Origin of the sequence: Actinomadura luteofluorescens (assembly GCF_013409365.1) — a bacterium.
Lineage (GTDB): Bacteria > Actinomycetota > Actinomycetes > Streptosporangiales > Streptosporangiaceae > Spirillospora > Spirillospora luteofluorescens.
This window is the reverse complement of sequence record NZ_JACCBA010000001.1, coordinates 7953988-7971210: the sequence shown is the minus strand read 5'-3', so window position 1 is coordinate 7971210 and position 17223 is coordinate 7953988. Positions and strand designations below refer to the sequence as shown.

Genomic DNA, 17223 nt, shown 5'->3' with positions numbered 1-17223 from the left:
TCGCCCCAAGATCATGTTATTTTTCCCGCTCACCCCCATGTGGATCATGTGGGGAGGGTGATCGGGAGGGGACGCGATGGCGCAGGGGCTCAGCCGGCGGGACTTCGGCAGGCTCATGGGATCCGCGGGGCTCGGCCTCGCGGCCCCCGCACTCGCCGGCGGATGCGGGACGGCGTCCCGGAAGGCGGCGACGCGGGCCGGCACCCGGACGTGGCGGGTCTCCGGGACGGCGGGCGCCGGGCTCGGCGGCTTCGACACCGCCGTCAAGTCGCTGATGCAGGCCCGGAACATCCCGTGCGGTTCGCTCGCCGTCATGCGCAAGGGCAAGCTCGTGCTCGCGCGCGGATACACCTGGAGCGACGACGCGGCGCTGAGCGTCCAGCCGACGTCGCTGTTCCGGCTCGCCAGCCTCAGCAAGGCCGTCACGGCCACGGCGGTCACCCGGCTCGTCCAGGACGGCAAGCTCAGCCTGTCGGCGCGCGTGACGGACCTGCTGACGCTGACGCCGCCGCCCGGCCAGTCCGCCGACCCGCGCCTCGGCCAGGTGACGGTGCGGCGGCTGCTCCAGCACCTCGGCGGCTGGGACCGCGACATCTCCGGCGACCCGACCTACCGCGACCGCACCACCGCGAAACTGCTGGGCGTCCCGCTGCCGATCACCCGGGAGCACATGGTCCAGTACGGGACGGGCCTGAAACTCGACCACGACCCCGGCTCCACCTTCGCCTACAGCAACTACGGCTACCTGCTGCTCGGCCAGATCATCGCCAAGGCCGCGGGGACGAGCTACGAGCAGTACGTCCAGGAGAACGTGCTGGCCCCCATGGGGATCACCCGGATGCGGCCCGGCAGGTCGCTGGCGGCCGGCCGCGCGGCCGGGGAGGTGCCCTACTTCTCGCAGCGCACCGGCCCGTCGGTGTTCGACGAGGTCGGGACGACGCTCCCGGCCCCCTACGGCACGTTCAACGTGGAGAACCGCACCCCGATGGGCGGCTGGCTCGCGTCCGCCGTCGACTACGTGCGCTTCACCCAGATCCACGACGGCGGGACGAGCGTCCTCGGCTCCTCCTCGATCGCCTCGATCTTCGCCAAGCCGGAGACCGGCCTGAACTCGGGCGGGTCCTACTACGGCTTCGGCTGGTACGTGCGCGACGTGACGGGAGGCCGGAACACCTGGCACTCCGGCGCCCTCGACGGGACCAGCACGATCGTGACGCGCCGCTACGACGGCGTGACCTGGGCGCTGCTGTTCGACCAGCGCGACGACCCGTCCGGGCTCACCTACGAGTACGACGACTTCAGCGCCCCGCTGCACAAGGTCGCGAACGCGCTGACGACCTGGCCCTCCACGAACCTGTTCAGCACGTACTTCTAAACGCCCGCGGAGCCAGACCCGGGCGTGGCGGCGGCCGCGGGCGTCGCGCCCTTCGAGACCTCCAGCACGCCCGTCTCGGTGACCAGGGCGGTCACGAGGCGGGCGGGCGTGACGTCGAAGGCGGGGTTGAACGCGCCCACCCGTTCCGGGGCGGTCCGCGCGCCGCCCCAGGACAGGATCTCCCCGGCGTCGCGCTCCTCGATCGGCACGCCCGCGCCGCCCGGGAGCGCGAGGTCGACGGTGCTCCACGGCGCGGCGACCACCAGCGGAACGCCGGCCTCCCGGCAGGCCAGCGCCACGCCGACCGAGCCGATCTTGTTGGCGGTGTCGCCGTTGGCGGCGATCCGGTCGGCGCCGATGACCGCGACGTCCACCAGGCCCCGCAGGATCGTGCTCGGCGCGGCCCCGTCCGCCTGCACCACGCAGGGGATGCCGGCCCGGTCGAGTTCCCACGCGGTGAGCCGCGCGCCCTGCAGCAGGGGGCGGGTCTCGTCCGCGTAGACGATCTCGACGCGCCCGCGGCCGTGCAGTTCCCGGACGATGCCGAGGGCGGTCCCCCAGCCGGCGGTGGCGAGCGATCCGGCGTTGCAGTGGGTCAGGACGCGCAGGGGCCGGTCCCCCGCCCGGGCGAGGATCCAGTCGGCGCCGTGGGCCCCGATGGCCCGGTTGCCGCGCACGTCCTCGTCCAGCAGGGCCTGCGCTTCGGCCGCGACCGCGTCGGCGCCCTTCGCGACGAACGGCAGGACCCGGTCCACCCCGGCGGCGAGGTTCACCGCCGTCGGGCGGGCCTCCCGGACGCGGGCGATCGCGGCGTCGCGCCCGGCGCTGTCCCAGCCCTCGCGCTCGGCCTGGCGGACCGCGATGGCGACGCCGAAGGCGCCCGCCACGCCCAGCGCGGGGGCGCCCCGCACCACCAGCCGCCGGATCGCGTCCACGAGCGCGTCGACGTCCTGGACCGCGAGGAACTCCACCCGGTGGGGCAGGACGGTCTGGTCCAGCAGCCGCAGGGCGTCGCCCGTCCAGGCGATGGTCGGCACATCGGTCGTCATCTCCCCATCATGCCCAAAAAAGCCGTGAAGCCCGCCCCTATCGGGCTTTCGGCCCTGCCCGACTCCACCGTGTGACCTGCGACAACTTGACACAGGTCGAACTTGTGTTCGAGATTGTGCGGGAGGGTGTGAGAGGAGGGCGAGCGTGCCGGAGGCGGCCCTGCGGGATCTCGCGTCGGCGCTGGAGGCCGGACCCGGGACGGCCCCGCACGCGACGGTGCCGGTGCTGCCCGCGCTGCGGACCGTGGTCCCCGGCGGCGGGCTGCGTCCCGGCTCGGTCGTCGGGCTGGACGGCCCCGGCGCCGCCTCCCTCGGACTCGCCCTCGCCGCGGGCGTGTCCCGGCACGGCGGCGAGGACGGCGCCGGCGGCTGGTGCGGCGTCGTCGGCCTCCCCGGCTTCGGCGTGGCCGCCGCGGCGGGCATGGGCGCCGAGCCCGAGCGGCTGCTGCTCGTCGACGAGCCCGGCGACCGCTGGCCGGACGTCGTCGCCGCCCTGGCCGAGGCCGTCGAGCTGGTCCTGCTGTGCCCGCCGGAGCGTCCCGGCGCCGCCGCGGTCCGCCGGCTGTCGGCACTGGCCCGCAAGCACGGCTGCGTCCTCACGCTGACCGGCGCGTTCGCCCGCGACTGGCCCGGCACCCGGCTCCGCCTCCGCGTGCAGGACCCGGTCTGGGAGGGGCTCGCCGACGGGCACGGCCGGCTCACCGGCCGGCGCGTCCAGGTCGTCGCCGAGGGCCACGACGCCCCGGGTTCCGGCCGCCGCGCGAGCCTCTGGCTCCCCGCGCCCGACGGCGGCGTCCGGCCGGTGGAGACGGCGCGGCCGCCACTGGAGCTGGTGCCCGGCGCCGTCGCCGCCGGCGCGCCCGTCCATCCGCGCCCGTCCGGCGTCCCACCGCTCGTGCGGGTGCGGGCCGAGGAGGGGATCGCGTGACCAGGGTCCTCGCGGCCTGGTGCCCGGACTGGCCGGTCACCGCGGTCGGGATCGACGCGGCGGCACCGGGCGCCGTGGTCGTGCGGGGGCAGGTGGCCGCCTGCTCGGCGGCGGCGCGCGCCGAGGGGGTGCGGCGCGGGCAGCGGATCCGCGACGCCCAGCGGCGGTGTCCCGAGCTGGTGGTGCGCGAGCGCGACACCGACGCGGAAGGACGCCGCTTCGAGGCGGTCGCGCAGGCGGTCGCGGAGCTGACGCCGCGCGTGGAGGTGGTGCGGCCGGGGCTGTGCGCGATCCCGGCGCGCGGGCCCGCCCGGTTCTACGGGGGCGAGGACGCGCTGCGCGTCCTGGTGCAGGACACGGTCGTCGAGGCCGGCCACGACTGCGGGACGGGCGTCGCGGACGGGCTGTTCGCGGCCGAGCTGGCGGCGCGCGCGGGGCAGGGCGGCGTCGTGGTGCCGGAGGGCGGCGCGGCGGCGTTCCTCGCGCCGTACCCGCTGTCGGTGCTCGACCGCCCGGAGCTGGCCGACCTGCTGCGGCGGCTCGGCGTCAAGACCCTCGGCGACTTCGCGGCGCTGCCGTCCGGGCACGTCGCGGGGCGCTTCGGGACGGACGGGGCGCTCGCGCACCGGCTGGCGCGGGGCGAGGAGCCGCGCCCGCTCGCACCGGTCCGCGCCGCCGCCGACCTGTCGGTGCGCGGCGGCTTCGACCCGCCCGCCGAGCAGGCGGAGCGGGTCGTGTTCGCGGCGAAGCGGCTCGCGGCCGAGCTGCACGAGGGCCTCGCCGCGGGCGGGCTCGCGTGCGTCCGGCTGGAGGTCGCGGTCGGGTTCGCCGACGGGCACGTCCTGCGGCGGCTGTGGCGGCACGACGGGCTGTCGGCGCTGGCCGTCGCCGAGCGGGTGCGGTGGCAGCTGTCGGCGCACCGGCCGGCCGGAGACGGCGAGGACGTCTGGGGCGGCGTGACGTGCGTCGAGCTGGCGCCCGACCAGCTCGTCCCCGACCTCGGGAGGCAGGAGGGGCTCTGGGGGCGCACCACCGTCACCGACCGCGTCGCGCGGGCCGCCGACCGGATCCAGGCGCTCCTCGGCCACCACGGGATCGCGCGGCCCGTGCTGGTGGGCGGGCGCGGCCCGGGCGAGCGGGTGATCCGCGTCCCGGTCGGCGACCTGGCCCCCGCCGAGCCGCGGGAGGGGCCGTGGCCCGGGAGAGTGCCCGGGCCCGCGCCGTCGGTCGTCCCGGCGTCGCCGGCTCCCGCCGAGCTGGCCGACGCGTCCGGCGCGGCGGTCGTGGTGTCGGCGCGGTGCGAGGTGTCCGCGCCGCCCGCGACGCTCCGGGTGCGCGGACGTCCCGCCGCCGTGACCGGCTGGACGGGCCCGTGGCCCGCCGACGAGCGCTGGTGGGACCCGGCCGCCGCGCGCCGCCGCGCCCGGTTCCAGGTCACCACCGACGACGGCGCCGCCTACCTGCTCGCCGTGGAGGGCGGGCGCTGGCACGTCGAGGCGGTTTATGACTGAGCGGCCGTCGATGACTGAGCGGCCGTCCATGACCGAGGAGGGCTCCGGCTGATGGGATGGCACAACCCGCCGATCCCGTGGCGCGAGTTCGAGGAGCGGCTCTCGTGGCGGCCCGGGGAGCGGGCGCCCGAGCCGCCGCCCGAGCCGACCGGCGTCCCCCGCCGCGCCGAGGCGGCGGTGCCGTGGGCGGAGCTGCACGTCCACTCCTCGTTCAGCTTCCTGGACGGGGCGAGCGACCCCGGCTCGCTGGTCGCCGAGGCGGCCCGGCTCGGCGTGCGGGCGATGGCGGTCACCGACCACGACGGCATGTACGGGGCGGTGCAGTTCGCGCAGGCCGCGGGCGAGGCCGGGATCGGCACGGTGTTCGGCGCGGAGCTGGGCCTCGGCCTGCCCGGGCCGCGGACCGGCGAGCCCGACCCGGCGGGCCGGCACCTGCTCGTCCTCGCCCGGGGCGCCCCCGGGTACGCGCGGCTCTGCTCGGCGATCACGTCCGCGCAGCTCGCGGGCGGCCGCAAGGGCCGTCCCGTCTACGACGCGGACGCGCTGGCCGCCGCGCACGACGGCCGGTGGGCCGTCCTCACCGGCTGCCGGAAGGGCCCGGTCCCGGCCGCGCTGGAGGCGGGCGGCCCGGACGCGGCGGAACGGGAGCTGCGCGAGCTGATCGCCGCCTACGGCCGCGACAACGTGTTCGTCGAGCTGATCGACCACGACCAGCCGGACGACGACCTGCGCAACGACGCCCTCTTCGCGCTGGCGCGCCGGGCCCGGGTGGACGTGGTGGCGTCCAACAACGTGCACTTCGCCGCGCCCGGAGCCGACGCGCGGCTCGCGCAGGCCATGGCCGCCGTCCGGGCACGGCGCGGCCTGGACGACATGGCCGGCTGGCTTCCGGCGGGCGGCACAGCGCACATCCGCGGCGGCGCGGAGATGGAGAGGCGTCTGGCGCGGTTCCCCGGAGTCCGCGAGCGGACGGTCGCGCTGGCGGAGGAGTGCCGGTTCGACTTCGACGTGGTCGCGCCCCGGCTGCCCGACTGGCCCGTCCCGGACGGGCACGACGAGGCGAGCTGGCTGCGGCGCCTGGTGAAGGAGGGAGCACTCCGGCGGTACGGGCCGCCCGAGCGGGAGCGGGTCACCGGGGCCCACGAGCAGATCGCCCGGGAGCTGGACGTGATCGAGCAGCTCCGCTTCCCCGGCTACTTCCTGATCGTGCACGACATCGTGGAGTTCTGCCGGAGCAAGGGGATCCTGTGCCAGGGGCGGGGGTCGGCGGCCAACTCGGCGGTCTGCTACGCGCTCGGCATCACCGGCGTCGACGCCGTCCGGCACGGCCTGCTGTTCGAGCGGTTCCTGTCGCCCGGGCGGGACGGCCCGCCCGACATCGACCTGGACATCGAGCACCGGCGCCGCGAGGAGGTCATCCAGTACGTCTACGGGAAGTACGGGCGGACGCACACGGCGCAGGTCGCCAACGTCATCAGCTACCGCCCGCGCATGGCCGTCCGGGACGCGGCGCGCGCGCTCGGCTTCTCCCCCGGCCAGCAGGACGCGTGGTCGAAGAGCATCGACCCGCGCGACCCCGTCGGGACGGAGACCGGCATCCCGGCGCCGGTGCGGGAGCTGGCGGGCCGGATGCTGACGCTCCCCCGCCACCTCGGCATCCACTCCGGCGGCATGGTCATCGCGGACCGGCCCGTCGGCGAGATCTGTCCGATCGAGTGGGCGACGATGCCGGGACGTACCGTCCTGCAGTGGGACAAGGACGACTGCGCGGCGGCCGGGCTCGTCAAGTTCGACCTGCTCGGCCTCGGGATGCTCGCGGCGCTGCACGACTGCTTCGACCTGGTGGCCGAGCACCACGGGCGCCGGCACGACCTCCAGTCGATCCCCCCGGACGACCCGCAGGTCTACGACATGCTGTGCGACGCCGACACGGTCGGGGTGTTCCAGGTCGAGTCGCGGGCGCAGATGGCGACGCTGCCCCGGCTGCGGCCCCGCGAGTTCTACGACCTGGTGGTGGAGGTGGCACTGATCAGGCCGGGTCCGATCCAGGGCGGGTCCGTGCACCCCTACCTGCGGCGGCGCAAGGGCCTGGAGCCCGCCGACTGCCCGCACCCGCTGATGGAGCCGGCGCTGTCCCGGACGCTCGGCGTCCCGCTGTTCCAGGAGCAGATGATGCAGCTCGCCGTCGACTGCGCGGGCTTCACGCCCGCCGAGGCCGACCAGCTCCGGCAGGCGATGGGCGCCAAGCGGGCGCCCGAGCGCGTCGAGCGGCTGAGGCGGCGGCTGCTCGACGGGATGGCCGAGCGCGGCATCCCGGCCCCCATCGCGGAGAGCGTGTACGAGAAGATCCTCGGCTTCACCGGGTTCGGGTTCCCCGAGTCGCACGCGCAGAGCTTCGCCCATCTGGTGTACGCGAGCGCCTGGCTGAAGCGCCACCACCCCGCCGCGTTCACCGCCGCCCTGGTGCGCAACCAGCCGATGGGGTTCTACAGCCCGCAGAGCCTCCTCGCCGACGCCCGGCGGCACGGTGTGGTGGTCCGGGGCGTGGACGTCAACGCCAGCGGCGTCCATCCCACCCTGGAGGAGCCCGTCGAGGTCGACTCCGCCCATCCCCACGCGCCCGCCGCGCCGCAGCCGGCGATACGGCTGGGGCTGTCGGGCATCCGCAACCTGGGCGACGACACCGCCGAGGCGGTCGCGGCCGGGCGCCCCTACACGGGCATGGAGGACCTCGCCCGCCGCGTGCCGCTGTCGGCCGGCGCCCTGGAGGCGCTCGCCACCGCGGGCGCGTTCGACCGGTTCGGCCTGTCGCGGCGCGAGGCCCTCTGGGCGGCGGGCGCGCTGGCGGGTTCGGGCCCGGGACGGATCGAGGGCGTCACGCCGGGCGCGTCCGCCCCGGCGCTCCCGGCCATGACGCCGATCGAGGAGACCCTCGCCGACCTGTGGGCGACCGGCGTCTCCCACACCCACCCGGTCGCGCACGTCCGGGAGGCGCTGGACGAGCTGGGCGCGCTGCCGTCCGCGCGGCTCGCGGCGACGCCGGGCGAGACCAACGTCGTCGTCGCGGGGCTCGTCACCCACCGGCAGCGCCCGCCGACGGCCGGCGGCATCGTGTTCATGACCCTGGAGGACGAGACCGGCATCATCAACGTGGTGTGCCCGCCGCAGGTGTTCCAGCGGCACCGCGCCCTCGCCGTCGACTCGCAGGCGCTGCTGGTCAGCGGCCGTCTGGAGCGCGTGGACGGGGTCACCAACGTGCGCGCGACCCGGCTGCGCCGGCTGCCGGTCCCCGGCCGGGTCCGGGCCCGGAACTTCCACTGAGACGAGATCGTGCGGCCCGCGCTAGAACCTCGCCGCCTCCTCTGTCATCGTATGGAGGCGTTGGGGCCGCGTGCCGCCGTGGGGGCGGTCGCCAAGACGTGGCTCCGTGGGGGCGGAAGGTGAGACCTCATGGACGCGACCTCCCTGGGTGAGCTGCGCCCGGACGACCCCTCCCGGATCGGCCGGTACCGCATCGAGGCCAAGATCGGCGAGGGCGGGATGGGCGCCGTCTACCTCGGCCGCGACACCGGCGGGCGGGCCGTGGCCGTGAAGGTGGTCCGGGCCGAGCTGGCGGGCGACAGGACGTTCCTCGCGCGCTTCCACGACGAGGCCGCCAACGCCCAGCGCGTGGCGTCGTTCTGCACCGCACAGGTCCTGGAGCACGGCGAGGACCTCGGGCTCGCCTACATGGTGACCGAGTACATCGACGGGCCGTCGCTGCTCCAGCACGTCAGCGCGAACGGGGCGCTGTCGCCGGGGATGCTGCACGGCGTCGCGGTCGGCGTGGCCGCCGCGCTCGTCGCCATCCACAGCGCGGGCCTGGTGCACCGCGACCTGAAGCCGAGCAACGTGCTGCTGTCCATCTCCGGCCCGCGCGTGATCGACTTCGGGATCGCCCGCGCGCTGGACATGGCCTCCTCCCACACCCGGACCGGGCAGGTCGTCGGCACGCCCGGCTGGATCGCGCCCGAGCAGATCACCACGCAGCAGGTCACCCCGGCCGTGGACGTGTTCGCCTGGGGCTGCCTGGTGGCGTTCGCCGCCAGCGGGCGTAACCCGTTCGGGCAGGGCTCGTTCCAGATCATGGCGGCCCGCGCCGTGCACGCCGACCCCGAGATCGGCGACCTGCCGCCGTCGCTGGCCGGGCTCGTCCGGTCGTCGCTGCGCAAGGACCCCGCGCAGCGGCCGAGCGCCCGCGACCTGCTCCTGGCGCTGGTCGGCGGGTCCGGCGAGGCGGCCGTGACGACCGAGCTGGGCGAGATGTGGACCTCCCCGCCCGCGGGCGCCCCGGTGGTTCCGCACGCCGCGAACCCGTCGGCCACCTCCCAGGACGTTCCGGTCCCGCAACCTCGGCCCCAGCCTCGGCCGGAGCCGCAGCCCCAGCCGGAGCCGCGGACCGAACCCGCGTACGAGAGCCGCACGGACCCGCCCACCGCGCGGGAATTCCCGGCGGCCCCAGCCCCGGCCCGGGGCCGGGGGCCGTCGCGGCGCGGCGTCCTCGCCGCGTCGACCGCGGCGGCCCTGCTGGCCGCGGGGATCGTGGCGGGGGCCGTGTACCTGTCCGGCCAGAAGTCCGGCGGCGCGCGGAACGCGGCGGCGGGCTCGGCGGCGTTCCCGACCGCGCCGATGTTCGTCCGGATCGACACCGCGCCCGGCTGGCCGACGTCGTGCAACGCCGACATCGGCGTCTACAGGCCCGGCGACGCGTCCGCGAAGACGCTCGTGGGCGGGCCGAGCTGCGACGTCCTCCCCGAGCGTTCACCGGACGGCAGGCGCGTCGCGTTCACCAGGATGGGCGACAGGAGCGCCGAGGCCTGGGTGGCGAACGCCGACGGGTCCGGCGCCCGGAAGGTGACCGGCATCGTGCGCGGCACCCGCGTGACGTGGTCGCCCGACGGCACCCGGCTGGCCTACGTGGACGAGAGGGACGGCGTCCGGCAGATCTTCGCCGTGGCCGTGGCGGGCGGCCCGGCCACCCAGCTGACCACCGACGACTCCCTCAAGGACGACCCGATGTGGTCGTCCAAGGGCGGGCTCGTGTTCTGGAGCAAGCGCGACTCCGACGTGGAGCAGATCTACACCATGGACGCGGACCGGCCCGGCGGCACCTGGACGCGGCTGTCCAAGGACGGTGTCCGCGCGGTCGACCCGGAGTGGTCGCCCGACGGCTCCAAGGTCGCCTACGTGCGGGGCCCGGCCACCGGGAGCGACATCTGGATCATGAACGCGGACGGGTCCGGCGCGCACGCGCTGACGTCCGGGGCGGCGCGCGACATGGACCCCGCGTGGTCGGGCGACGGCCGCTGGCTCGCCTACGTGCGCGGCGCGGTCACCGACCCGGTGATCCGCGCCGTCCGCGCGGACGGCACCGGCGACCGGGCCGTCACGCCCGAGGGCCGGGTGCTCGGCCACCCGAACTGGTCGTAGCGGGCCGCACCGGCCCCGCGCTCAGCCGGTGATCATGTCGAGCCGGCGGAGGATGACGCCCTCGCGCAGCGCCCACGGGCAGATCTCCAGCTCCGGCAGCTCGAACAGGTCCATCGCGGCGTCGGCGACGATCGCGCCCGCGAGCAGCTGCGGGGCGCGCCGCTCGGACACGCCGGGCAGCTCGGCGCGCTCGGCGGAGGGCATCGCGGCGAGCTTGTCGGTCCAGTCGGTGAGGTCCCCGCCGGCGAGCACGCGCCGCTGGAAGGGGCCGTCGGCCGTCGGGGCGGCGCCGCCGATCCGGGCGAGCTGCTTGAACGTCTTGGACGTGGCGACCGCGTGGTCGGCCGCCCCGTACCGGGCGACGTCCCCGACCCGCCGCGCGATCTCCGCGCGGACGTGCCGGCGCACGTTGCGGACCTCCTCGGCGGGCGGCGGGTCGGTGGTGAACCAGTCGCGGGTGAGGCGCCCGGCGCCGAGCGGCAGGGAGAACGCCGCGTCCGGCTCCTCGTCGATGCCGGAGGCGACCTCCAGCGAGCCGCCGCCGATGTCCACCACCAGCAGCCGTCCCGAGGACCAGCCGAACCAGCGCCGGACGGCGAGGAAGGTCAGCCTCGCCTCCTCCTCGCCCGACAGCGCCCGGATGTCGATCCGCTTGTCCTCGCGGACGCGCGCCAGCACGTCCTCGCCGTTGGAGGCGTCGCGGACGGCGGAGGTGGCGAACGCGACCAGATCCTCCACGCCCTTGTCCTCGGCGACCTGCAGCGCCTCGTCGACGAAGTCGCGCAGCAGCGTCTCGCCCTCGTCGGAGAGCCGCTCGCCGTCCTCCAGATGATCGGCGAGCCGCAGGTCCGCCTTGTGGGAGTACGCGGGGAGGGGCCGCGCGCCCCGATGGGCGTCCACCACCAGGAGATGCACCGTGTTCGAACCCACATCCAGTACACCGAGTCGCATAATCCCGACGCTATCGGACCGATCCATGGCGCGGGCAGGCCCCGGCTGCGGCTATGGTCTGCGGCATGGAGCCGGGTCAGGAGCGGCGGTGGCGCGTACCGCCAGGTCACGTGGTGGTCAAGTGCGCCGCCGCGGCGGCGGTCACGGCGCTGCTCGTGCTGTACTCGCACGACCCCCAGTTCCTCTTCCTGGCGGGCGCGGCCGCGATCGGCCTGAACGTGCTCGCGCTGCGCGACCTGGTCGCCCCGGTCCGGCTCGCCGCCGACGGCGACGGCCTCACCGTCGTGACCGGCTACGCCAGGCGCCACCGCCTGCGCTGGGAGCAGGTGGTCTCCATCCGGGTCGACGAGCGGCGCCGGCTCCTGCTGCACACGCGGATCCTGGAGATCGAGACCGCCGACGACCTGTACCTGCTCAGCGCGTTCGACCTGGGCTCGGACGTGCACGACGCCGCCGACGAGCTGTACCGCCTCCGCGCCCGCACCGACCGGTGAACTAGAGCCTGGGCAGTTCGGCCGGGGTGGGGAACGAGGTCTGGGCGCCGGGGCGGCGGACGGCGGCGGCGCCGGCGCGGGTGGCGTAGCGGGCCGCGTCCCGCAGGGAGTCGCCGCGCGCGAGGCGCAGGCACAGCGCGGCGGTGAAGGCGTCTCCGGCGCCCGTGGTGTCGACCGCCTCCGACCGCGGCGACGGGATGGCGGCCGCGCCCCCGCCGTCGGCGACGACGACGCCGCCGGCGCCGGCCGTGACCGCGACCGAGCGGGGGCCGGCCCCGGCGAGCTCCGCCGCCATCCGGCTCGGGTCGCCGTCCCCGCCGAGCAGGAACGCGGCCTCGTGCTCGTTGACGACGAGGGGGTCGCAGAGGGCGAGCAGCCCGTCCGGCACCGGCGCGGCCGGCGAGAGGTTCAGCACGACCCGGCGGCCCGCGCGGGCGGCGACGCCGGCGGCGGCCTCCACCGCGGGTAGCGGCACCTCCATCTGGAACGACACCACCGCGGCGTCCTCGATCAGCGCGCGGGCCGCCTCGACGTCGGCGGGGCCGAGCCTGGCGTTGGCGCCGGGCGAGACGATGATGCTGTTGTCGCCGTCCGGCCCGACCGTGATCAGCGCGACGCCGGTCGGGACGCCCGGCGTGGTCGCCAGGTGCGCCAGGTCCACCCCGTCGGCGGCCAGGGCCTCGCGCAGCAGGGCGCCGTGCCCGTCGTCGCCGACCCGGCCGACGATCGCGGCCCGGCCGCCGAGCCGCGCCGCCGCGACCGCCTGGTTGGCGCCCTTGCCGCCCGGATGCGTGGCCAGGTCGGACCCGAGCACGGTCTCCCCCGGCGCGGGCCGCCGCTCCACGCCCACCACGAGGTCGGCGTTGAGCGACCCCACCACGGCCACGTCACACCTGCGCTGTCCCACCCGTAACCGACTACACGCGCGGGGGCGGTCCGCGCAACCGCTACTCCGAGCGCAGTTCCGCCAGGTCGACGATCTCGGCGAGGTCGTCGACCGACGGGTAGTAGCCGCGGCCGACGGGCACGCCGTCCCGCGTCACCAGCAGCGCGGTCGCCCCCCGCACGCCGGCGAAGTCCGCCCACACCGCGTGCGAGCCGGTCAGCCGCACCGCGGTCACCCGCAGTCCCCCGGGTCCCGTCCAGCTCCCCCGCCCCTCCCCCATGCACGGAACGTTACGCCTCGTGACTCCCGGTCATGATCTCGGGGGTGCCCGCACCGGGGCGTGCGGTTCGCGGGGCTCGCTAGTCCGTCTCGAACGTCGCCGGGTCGGGGCCGAAGCGGACGCCCTTGTCCATCTCGCCGAGCGTCTTCATGTCGTCCGGCGTCAGCCGGAAGCCGAAGACGTCGATGTTCTCGGCGATCCGGGACGGCGTCGCCGACTTCGGGATGACCACGTTCCCGATCTCCAGGTGCCAGCGGAGCGCGATCTGCGCGGGGGTGCGGCCGTGGGCCCCCGCGATGCGGTCCAGGGCGGGGTCGTCCAGCAGCCCGTGGCCCTGCCCGAGCGGCGCCCACGCCTCGGTGCGGATGCCGTGGTCGCGGTGGAAGGCGCGCATCCCGTCCTGCTGGAAGTAGGGGTGCAGCTCGATCTGGTTGACGGCGGGGACGACGTCGGCCTCGTCGAGGACGCGCCGCAGCGTCGGCACGGTGAAGTTGGAGACGCCGATCGACCGGACCCGGCCGTCGTGCTTGAGCCGCTCCAGCGCCCGCCAGGTCTCCACGTACATGTCGCGGCCCGGCATCGGCCAGTGGATCAGGTAGAGGTCCAGGTACTCCAGGCCGAGGCGGCGCAGGCTCGCCTCGTAGGCGCGCAGGGTGGCGTCGTAGCCCTGGTCGCTGTTCCACACCTTGCTGGTGATGAACAGCTCCTCGCGCGGCAGCTCCGACGCGCGCAGGGCGCGCCCCACGCCCTCCTCGTTGCCGTAGACGCTGGCGGTGTCGATGCTGCGGTAGCCGTTGCGCAGGGCGACCGCGACGGCGCTCTCGGCCTCGTCGTCCCCCACCTGGAAGACCCCGAAGCCGAGCTGCGGCATCGCGGTCCCGTCGATGAGATCCACGTTGGGTACGGTCACGGTGTCCCTCCTTCCCCGGCTGTGAGCCGTGTGCTTCTCCTGCCCAGCGACGTGCGGTCAAACATGGCCGGGCCAAGCGCGCGGGGCCCGCGGGCCGGGGCGTGGAGCCCCGGCCCGCGGGCACGTGATCCGCCGGTGGTCATCCGGCCGTCATGACACGCTCCCCTCGAACGTCCAGTCGCCGGAGCCGACCTCGAAGACGGCGCGGCCGTTCTGGACACCGATCCACCTGGCCTCCTGCGGTGCCTTCGGCCTCGCGGATCCGCCGAGGAGCGGGTACTCCACGCGGGCCCGCGTGTTCGGCGGGACGGTGACGTCCAGGCGGAGCTTCCTGCCGGCGCGGCGCCACGAGGACGCGGCGTGCCCGCGCGGCGTCTCGTAGGTCGCGGCCGCGCGGGTGACGTCGCCGACGACCGCCGGCCGGACGAGGAGGGTCGCGAACCCGATCGAGTCGTCGGTCTGGCCGAGGCCCGCGAGGCTCGCGTGGAACCACTCGTCGATCGCGCCGAGCATGAAGTGGTTCTGCGAGGCGCCCGAGGTGGGGCCGTCCCAGTTCTCGGTGAGCGAGGTCGCGCCGTGCACGACCTGGTAGCCGTAGCTGGGGTTGCCGGTCTGCGTCGCGACCGCGTGGATGACGTCGTCGCGCCCGGCGGCGGACAGCACGTGGAACACCGACGGCAGCGCGATCTCGCCGACCGTCAGGTGGTAGCCCTTCGCCTCGATGCTCTTCACCAGGTGGGCGAGGACGGCCGCCTTCCTGTCCGCCGGGACGACCCCCATGTCGAGAGCGAGCGCGTCGCACGCCTGGCTGCCGGACCCGTAGGTGTCGCCGGTGGCGTACTTGGCGTTGAACGCCGAGCCGATCTCGCCCGCGAGCGCCTCGTACCGCGCGGCGTCGGCTCCCTTCCCGACGACCTGGGCGATCCGCGCGAGGGCGGTGACGGCGCGGTGGTAGCCGAAGGTGGCGGTCACCCCCTTCGGGGTGCTGTTGTCGAAGGTGATCCAGTCGCCGAGGCCGTAGTCGAGCAGGTTCCCCTTCGCCTTCGCGGACAGGTAGTCCACGTAGCGGACCATGTTCGGGTAGTAGGTGCGCAGCGTCGCCTCGTCGCCGTACGCGCGGTACATCTGCCAGGGCGCGAACACGATGACGTTGCCCCAGTTGGGGTCGTCCCTGAATCCGCCGCCGAACACCGTGAACTCGGGCGCGATGTCGGGGACGAGGCCGTCCTCGGTCTGGGCCTCGGCGATGTCGCGGACGAGTTCGCCGTAGTAGGCGGTGACGTCGTAGTTGCGGGCGACGGCGGGGAACACCAGGTTGGCCTGCTCCAGCCAGCCGAGCTTCTCGCGGTGCGGGCAGTCGGTGAGGACGGAGTACATGTTGCTCTGCACGGCCCGGTCGATGATCTTGTGGATGTCGTTGAGGAGGCCGTGCGAGCTGGTGAACGAGCCCGCCCTGGCGTTGTCCGCGCGCAGGACGATCCCGGTGACCGTGCCGTCGTCCGGCTCCCCCGGCAGCCCCTCGAGCTGCAGGTAGCGGAAGCCGTGGTAACAGAACCGGGGATGCCACGTCTCGGTGCCGTCGCCGGAGAGGGTGTAGGTGTCCCAGATGGGCGAGCCGGTGGTGTGCTGGCTGACGGTCCCGTCGGCGTTGAGCAGCTCGCCGGGGCGCATCGTCACCTTCGTCCCGGCCGGGCCGCTGACGCGCAGCAGCGGCCAGCCCGCGAAGTTGACGCCGAGGTCCACGACGTGGACGCCGTCCTTCGGGCTCGTGATCTTCTTGGTGCGCAGGGTCTCGACCGGGACGATCGGCGGCGCCATGCGGGCGGCGAGCCGGGCGGTCGGCGCCGCGACGCGCACCGCCGCCGTCCAGTCCCGCCGGGTGCGGCGCGCGTCGTGGTCCTCGCCGCCGTACCAGTTGGTGAAGGTCGTCGCGCCGAGGGCCGTGCGCCACGAGGTGTCGGACGCGACGACCTCGCGCGACCCGTCGGTGTAGGTGATCTCCAGCTGGCCGAGGAACGCGGGCTTGCCGTCCGAGCGGGTCAGCTTCTCGTAGCGGCCGGGCGTCGGCGGCACGTGCGCCATGCCGGTGCCCAGCTCCACCTCCACGGTGTTGCCGCCGCGGTGGAGGAGCCTGGTCACGTCGTAGGTGGTGTAGACGATCCGCTCCTTGTACTTGCTGTAGGGCGGTTCGAGGACGGCGTCGCTGACGGGCCGCCCGTTCACGGTGACGTCCAGGACGCCCAGGGCCGTGGCGTAGAGGCGGGCCGAGCGGACGCGCCTGCCGATCGTGAACTCGCGCCTGAGGACGGGCAGGGCCTCGGGCTGGCGGCGCAGCGGCGGCGGCGCCTCCTGGCCCTTGACCGCGGCGGCCGTGTCGAACGCCGTGCCGTCTCCGGAGGTCTGGACGGTGAAGTCCTCCGGGAAGTTGGGGGTCCTGCCGTCGTCGGTCGTCTCGTCGGTGCGCGGGTAGAGCCGGATCCGGTCGAACCGCTGCTCCCTGCCGAGGTCGATCTGGATCCAGATGGGCGCGGCGAGGTCCTGGTCCTTGCGCTCGAGGCTCGTGTAGCCGAAGGGCGCGGCGTCGCTGGTGAGGTTGCCGTCGGTGACGGCCTTCGGCTCCCACTGGCCGCCGACGGTGTAGCTCTCCGACGCGGTGACCGGCGCCTTCGCCGCCAGGTTCGGGCCGGACGCGCCGTCGAGCACCTGGATCTCGGCGAGCTGGAGCCGCGACACCTTGTAGGGCCAGCCCTCCTTGATCGGCAGCCCGAGCCGGGTCACGTTCAGCCGGACGTACCGGGCGGTGCGGGCGGCGAACGCGACCGTCGCGGGCGCGGGCTCCGGGTCGGCCGACCACACCGCGTTCCCGATCCACCCGGCCGTCCAGTCGGCGGGGGCGAGCAGGCCCATCTCGAAGTGCGACGGTTCGCTCCACGCGGACGCGCTGCCCTGCCCGTCCCACACGCGGACCTGCCACGAGGCCCGCTGCCGGGACTTCAGCGCGCGTCCCGCGTACACGGCCGAGACGGCGCCCCCGGCGACCTTGCCGGAGTCCCACAGGTCGGGGCGGGCGAGGCGGGCGTCCGTGCTCGCCACCCGCACCTGGTAGGCGCTCTGGACGGCGTCGCGCGGCCCGGCGGCGAACCGCCAGCCGAGCGTCGGCGCCGTGTCGTCGATGCCGAGCGGGGACGGCAGGTGGTCGACCCGCAGGTCGGTGGGGCGCAGCTCCCGGTGCGGGGCGGCGGCGGGCGCGGCGAGGGCGGGCGCGGCGACCGCGCCGCTCGCCGTGACCGCCGCGGCGGCGATCCCGCCGGCCTGGACGAACCTTCTCCGCGACAACTCGTTCATGCCGTGCTCCTCAGGGGGGTGGGTG

12 protein-coding genes are annotated in these 17223 nt (G+C 75.3%); 6 read left to right on the top strand and 6 right to left on the bottom strand.

The features are described 5' to 3' along the window. Positions 1-76: 76 nt before the first annotated feature. Positions 77-1375, top strand: coding sequence for a serine hydrolase domain-containing protein (locus BJY14_RS36770; RefSeq protein ID WP_179847815.1), 1299 nt, complete (start codon positions 77-79; stop codon positions 1373-1375). Here the strand turns inward: BJY14_RS36770 and mtnA are convergent. Further along, positions 1372-2424, bottom strand: a complete 1053-nt coding sequence (mtnA, locus tag BJY14_RS36765; protein WP_179847814.1) for an S-methyl-5-thioribose-1-phosphate isomerase — start codon at positions 2422-2424, stop codon at positions 1372-1374. The two genes, BJY14_RS36770 and mtnA, sit on opposite strands and share 4 nt — an antisense overlap. Before the next feature lie 145 nt (positions 2425-2569). Between mtnA and imuA' the strand changes: the two genes are divergently transcribed. The 4 genes from imuA' (at position 2570) to BJY14_RS36745 (ending at position 10332) form a co-directional block, all read left to right on the top strand. Next, positions 2570-3352 (top strand): DnaE2-dependent mutagenesis accessory factor ImuA', encoded by a 783-nt coding sequence (gene imuA' / locus BJY14_RS45990; RefSeq protein WP_179847813.1) that lies wholly within the window; start codon positions 2570-2572, stop codon positions 3350-3352. Then, positions 3349-4863, top strand: a complete 1515-nt coding sequence (locus BJY14_RS36755) for a DNA polymerase Y family protein (protein ID WP_179847812.1) — start codon at positions 3349-3351, stop codon at positions 4861-4863. Before imuA' ends, BJY14_RS36755 begins: the two co-directional genes overlap by 4 nt. 51 nt (positions 4864-4914) lie before the next feature. Then, positions 4915-8184, top strand: a complete 3270-nt coding sequence (locus BJY14_RS36750; RefSeq protein WP_179847811.1) for an error-prone DNA polymerase — start codon at positions 4915-4917, stop codon at positions 8182-8184. Between the two features lie 129 nt (positions 8185-8313). Next, entirely contained in the window at positions 8314-10332 is a 2019-nt protein-coding gene (locus tag BJY14_RS36745; RefSeq protein ID WP_179847810.1) for a protein kinase domain-containing protein, read from the top strand. 21 nt (positions 10333-10353) lie between these two features. Here BJY14_RS36745 and BJY14_RS36740 read toward each other — a convergent pair whose 3' ends face one another. After that, positions 10354-11283, bottom strand: a complete 930-nt coding sequence (locus BJY14_RS36740) for a Ppx/GppA family phosphatase (RefSeq protein WP_179847809.1) — start codon at positions 11281-11283, stop codon at positions 10354-10356. Between the two features lie 65 nt (positions 11284-11348). On the opposite strand from BJY14_RS36740, the gene BJY14_RS36735 reads away from it, so the two are divergent. Continuing rightward, positions 11349-11777 carry a PH domain-containing protein gene (locus tag BJY14_RS36735; RefSeq protein ID WP_179847808.1) on the top strand — a complete coding sequence of 143 codons (429 nt, stop codon included), beginning with the start codon at positions 11349-11351 and terminating at the stop codon, positions 11775-11777. Between the two features lies 1 nt (position 11778). Here the strand turns inward: BJY14_RS36735 and BJY14_RS36730 are convergent, their stop codons facing one another. The 4 genes from BJY14_RS36730 to BJY14_RS36715 form a co-directional block, all read right to left on the bottom strand. Then, positions 11779-12663, bottom strand: coding sequence for a ribokinase (locus BJY14_RS36730; protein WP_312879590.1), 885 nt, complete (start codon positions 12661-12663; stop codon positions 11779-11781). 61 nt (positions 12664-12724) lie between these two features. Continuing rightward, positions 12725-12943 (bottom strand): hypothetical protein, encoded by a 219-nt coding sequence (locus BJY14_RS36725; RefSeq protein ID WP_179847806.1) that lies wholly within the window; start codon positions 12941-12943, stop codon positions 12725-12727. A 79-nt stretch (positions 12944-13022) separates the two neighbouring features. Next, positions 13023-13814 (bottom strand): aldo/keto reductase, encoded by a 792-nt coding sequence (locus BJY14_RS36720; RefSeq protein WP_179849869.1) that lies wholly within the window; start codon positions 13812-13814, stop codon positions 13023-13025. A 189-nt stretch (positions 13815-14003) separates the two neighbouring features. Then, positions 14004-17198, bottom strand: a complete 3195-nt coding sequence (locus BJY14_RS36715; RefSeq protein ID WP_179847805.1) for a family 78 glycoside hydrolase catalytic domain — start codon at positions 17196-17198, stop codon at positions 14004-14006. Positions 17199-17223 lie beyond the last annotated feature (25 nt).

Coding starts and splice junctions, on each gene's coding strand:
- BJY14_RS36770 (WP_179847815.1), top strand. CDS start 77: ATGGCGCAGGGGCTCAGCCGGCGGGACTTCGGCAGGCTCATGGGATCC.
- mtnA (WP_179847814.1), bottom strand. CDS start 2,424: ATGACGACCGATGTGCCGACCATCGCCTGGACGGGCGACGCCCTGCGG.
- BJY14_RS36750 (WP_179847811.1), top strand. CDS start 4,915: ATGGGATGGCACAACCCGCCGATCCCGTGGCGCGAGTTCGAGGAGCGG.
- BJY14_RS36745 (WP_179847810.1), top strand. CDS start 8,314: ATGGACGCGACCTCCCTGGGTGAGCTGCGCCCGGACGACCCCTCCCGG.
- BJY14_RS36740 (WP_179847809.1), bottom strand. CDS start 11,283: ATGCGACTCGGTGTACTGGATGTGGGTTCGAACACGGTGCATCTCCTG.
- BJY14_RS36735 (WP_179847808.1), top strand. CDS start 11,349: ATGGAGCCGGGTCAGGAGCGGCGGTGGCGCGTACCGCCAGGTCACGTG.
- BJY14_RS36725 (WP_179847806.1), bottom strand. CDS start 12,943: ATGGGGGAGGGGCGGGGGAGCTGGACGGGACCCGGGGGACTGCGGGTG.
- BJY14_RS36720 (WP_179849869.1), bottom strand. CDS start 13,814: ATGCCGCAGCTCGGCTTCGGGGTCTTCCAGGTGGGGGACGACGAGGCC.
- BJY14_RS36715 (WP_179847805.1), bottom strand. CDS start 17,198: ATGAACGAGTTGTCGCGGAGAAGGTTCGTCCAGGCCGGCGGGATCGCC.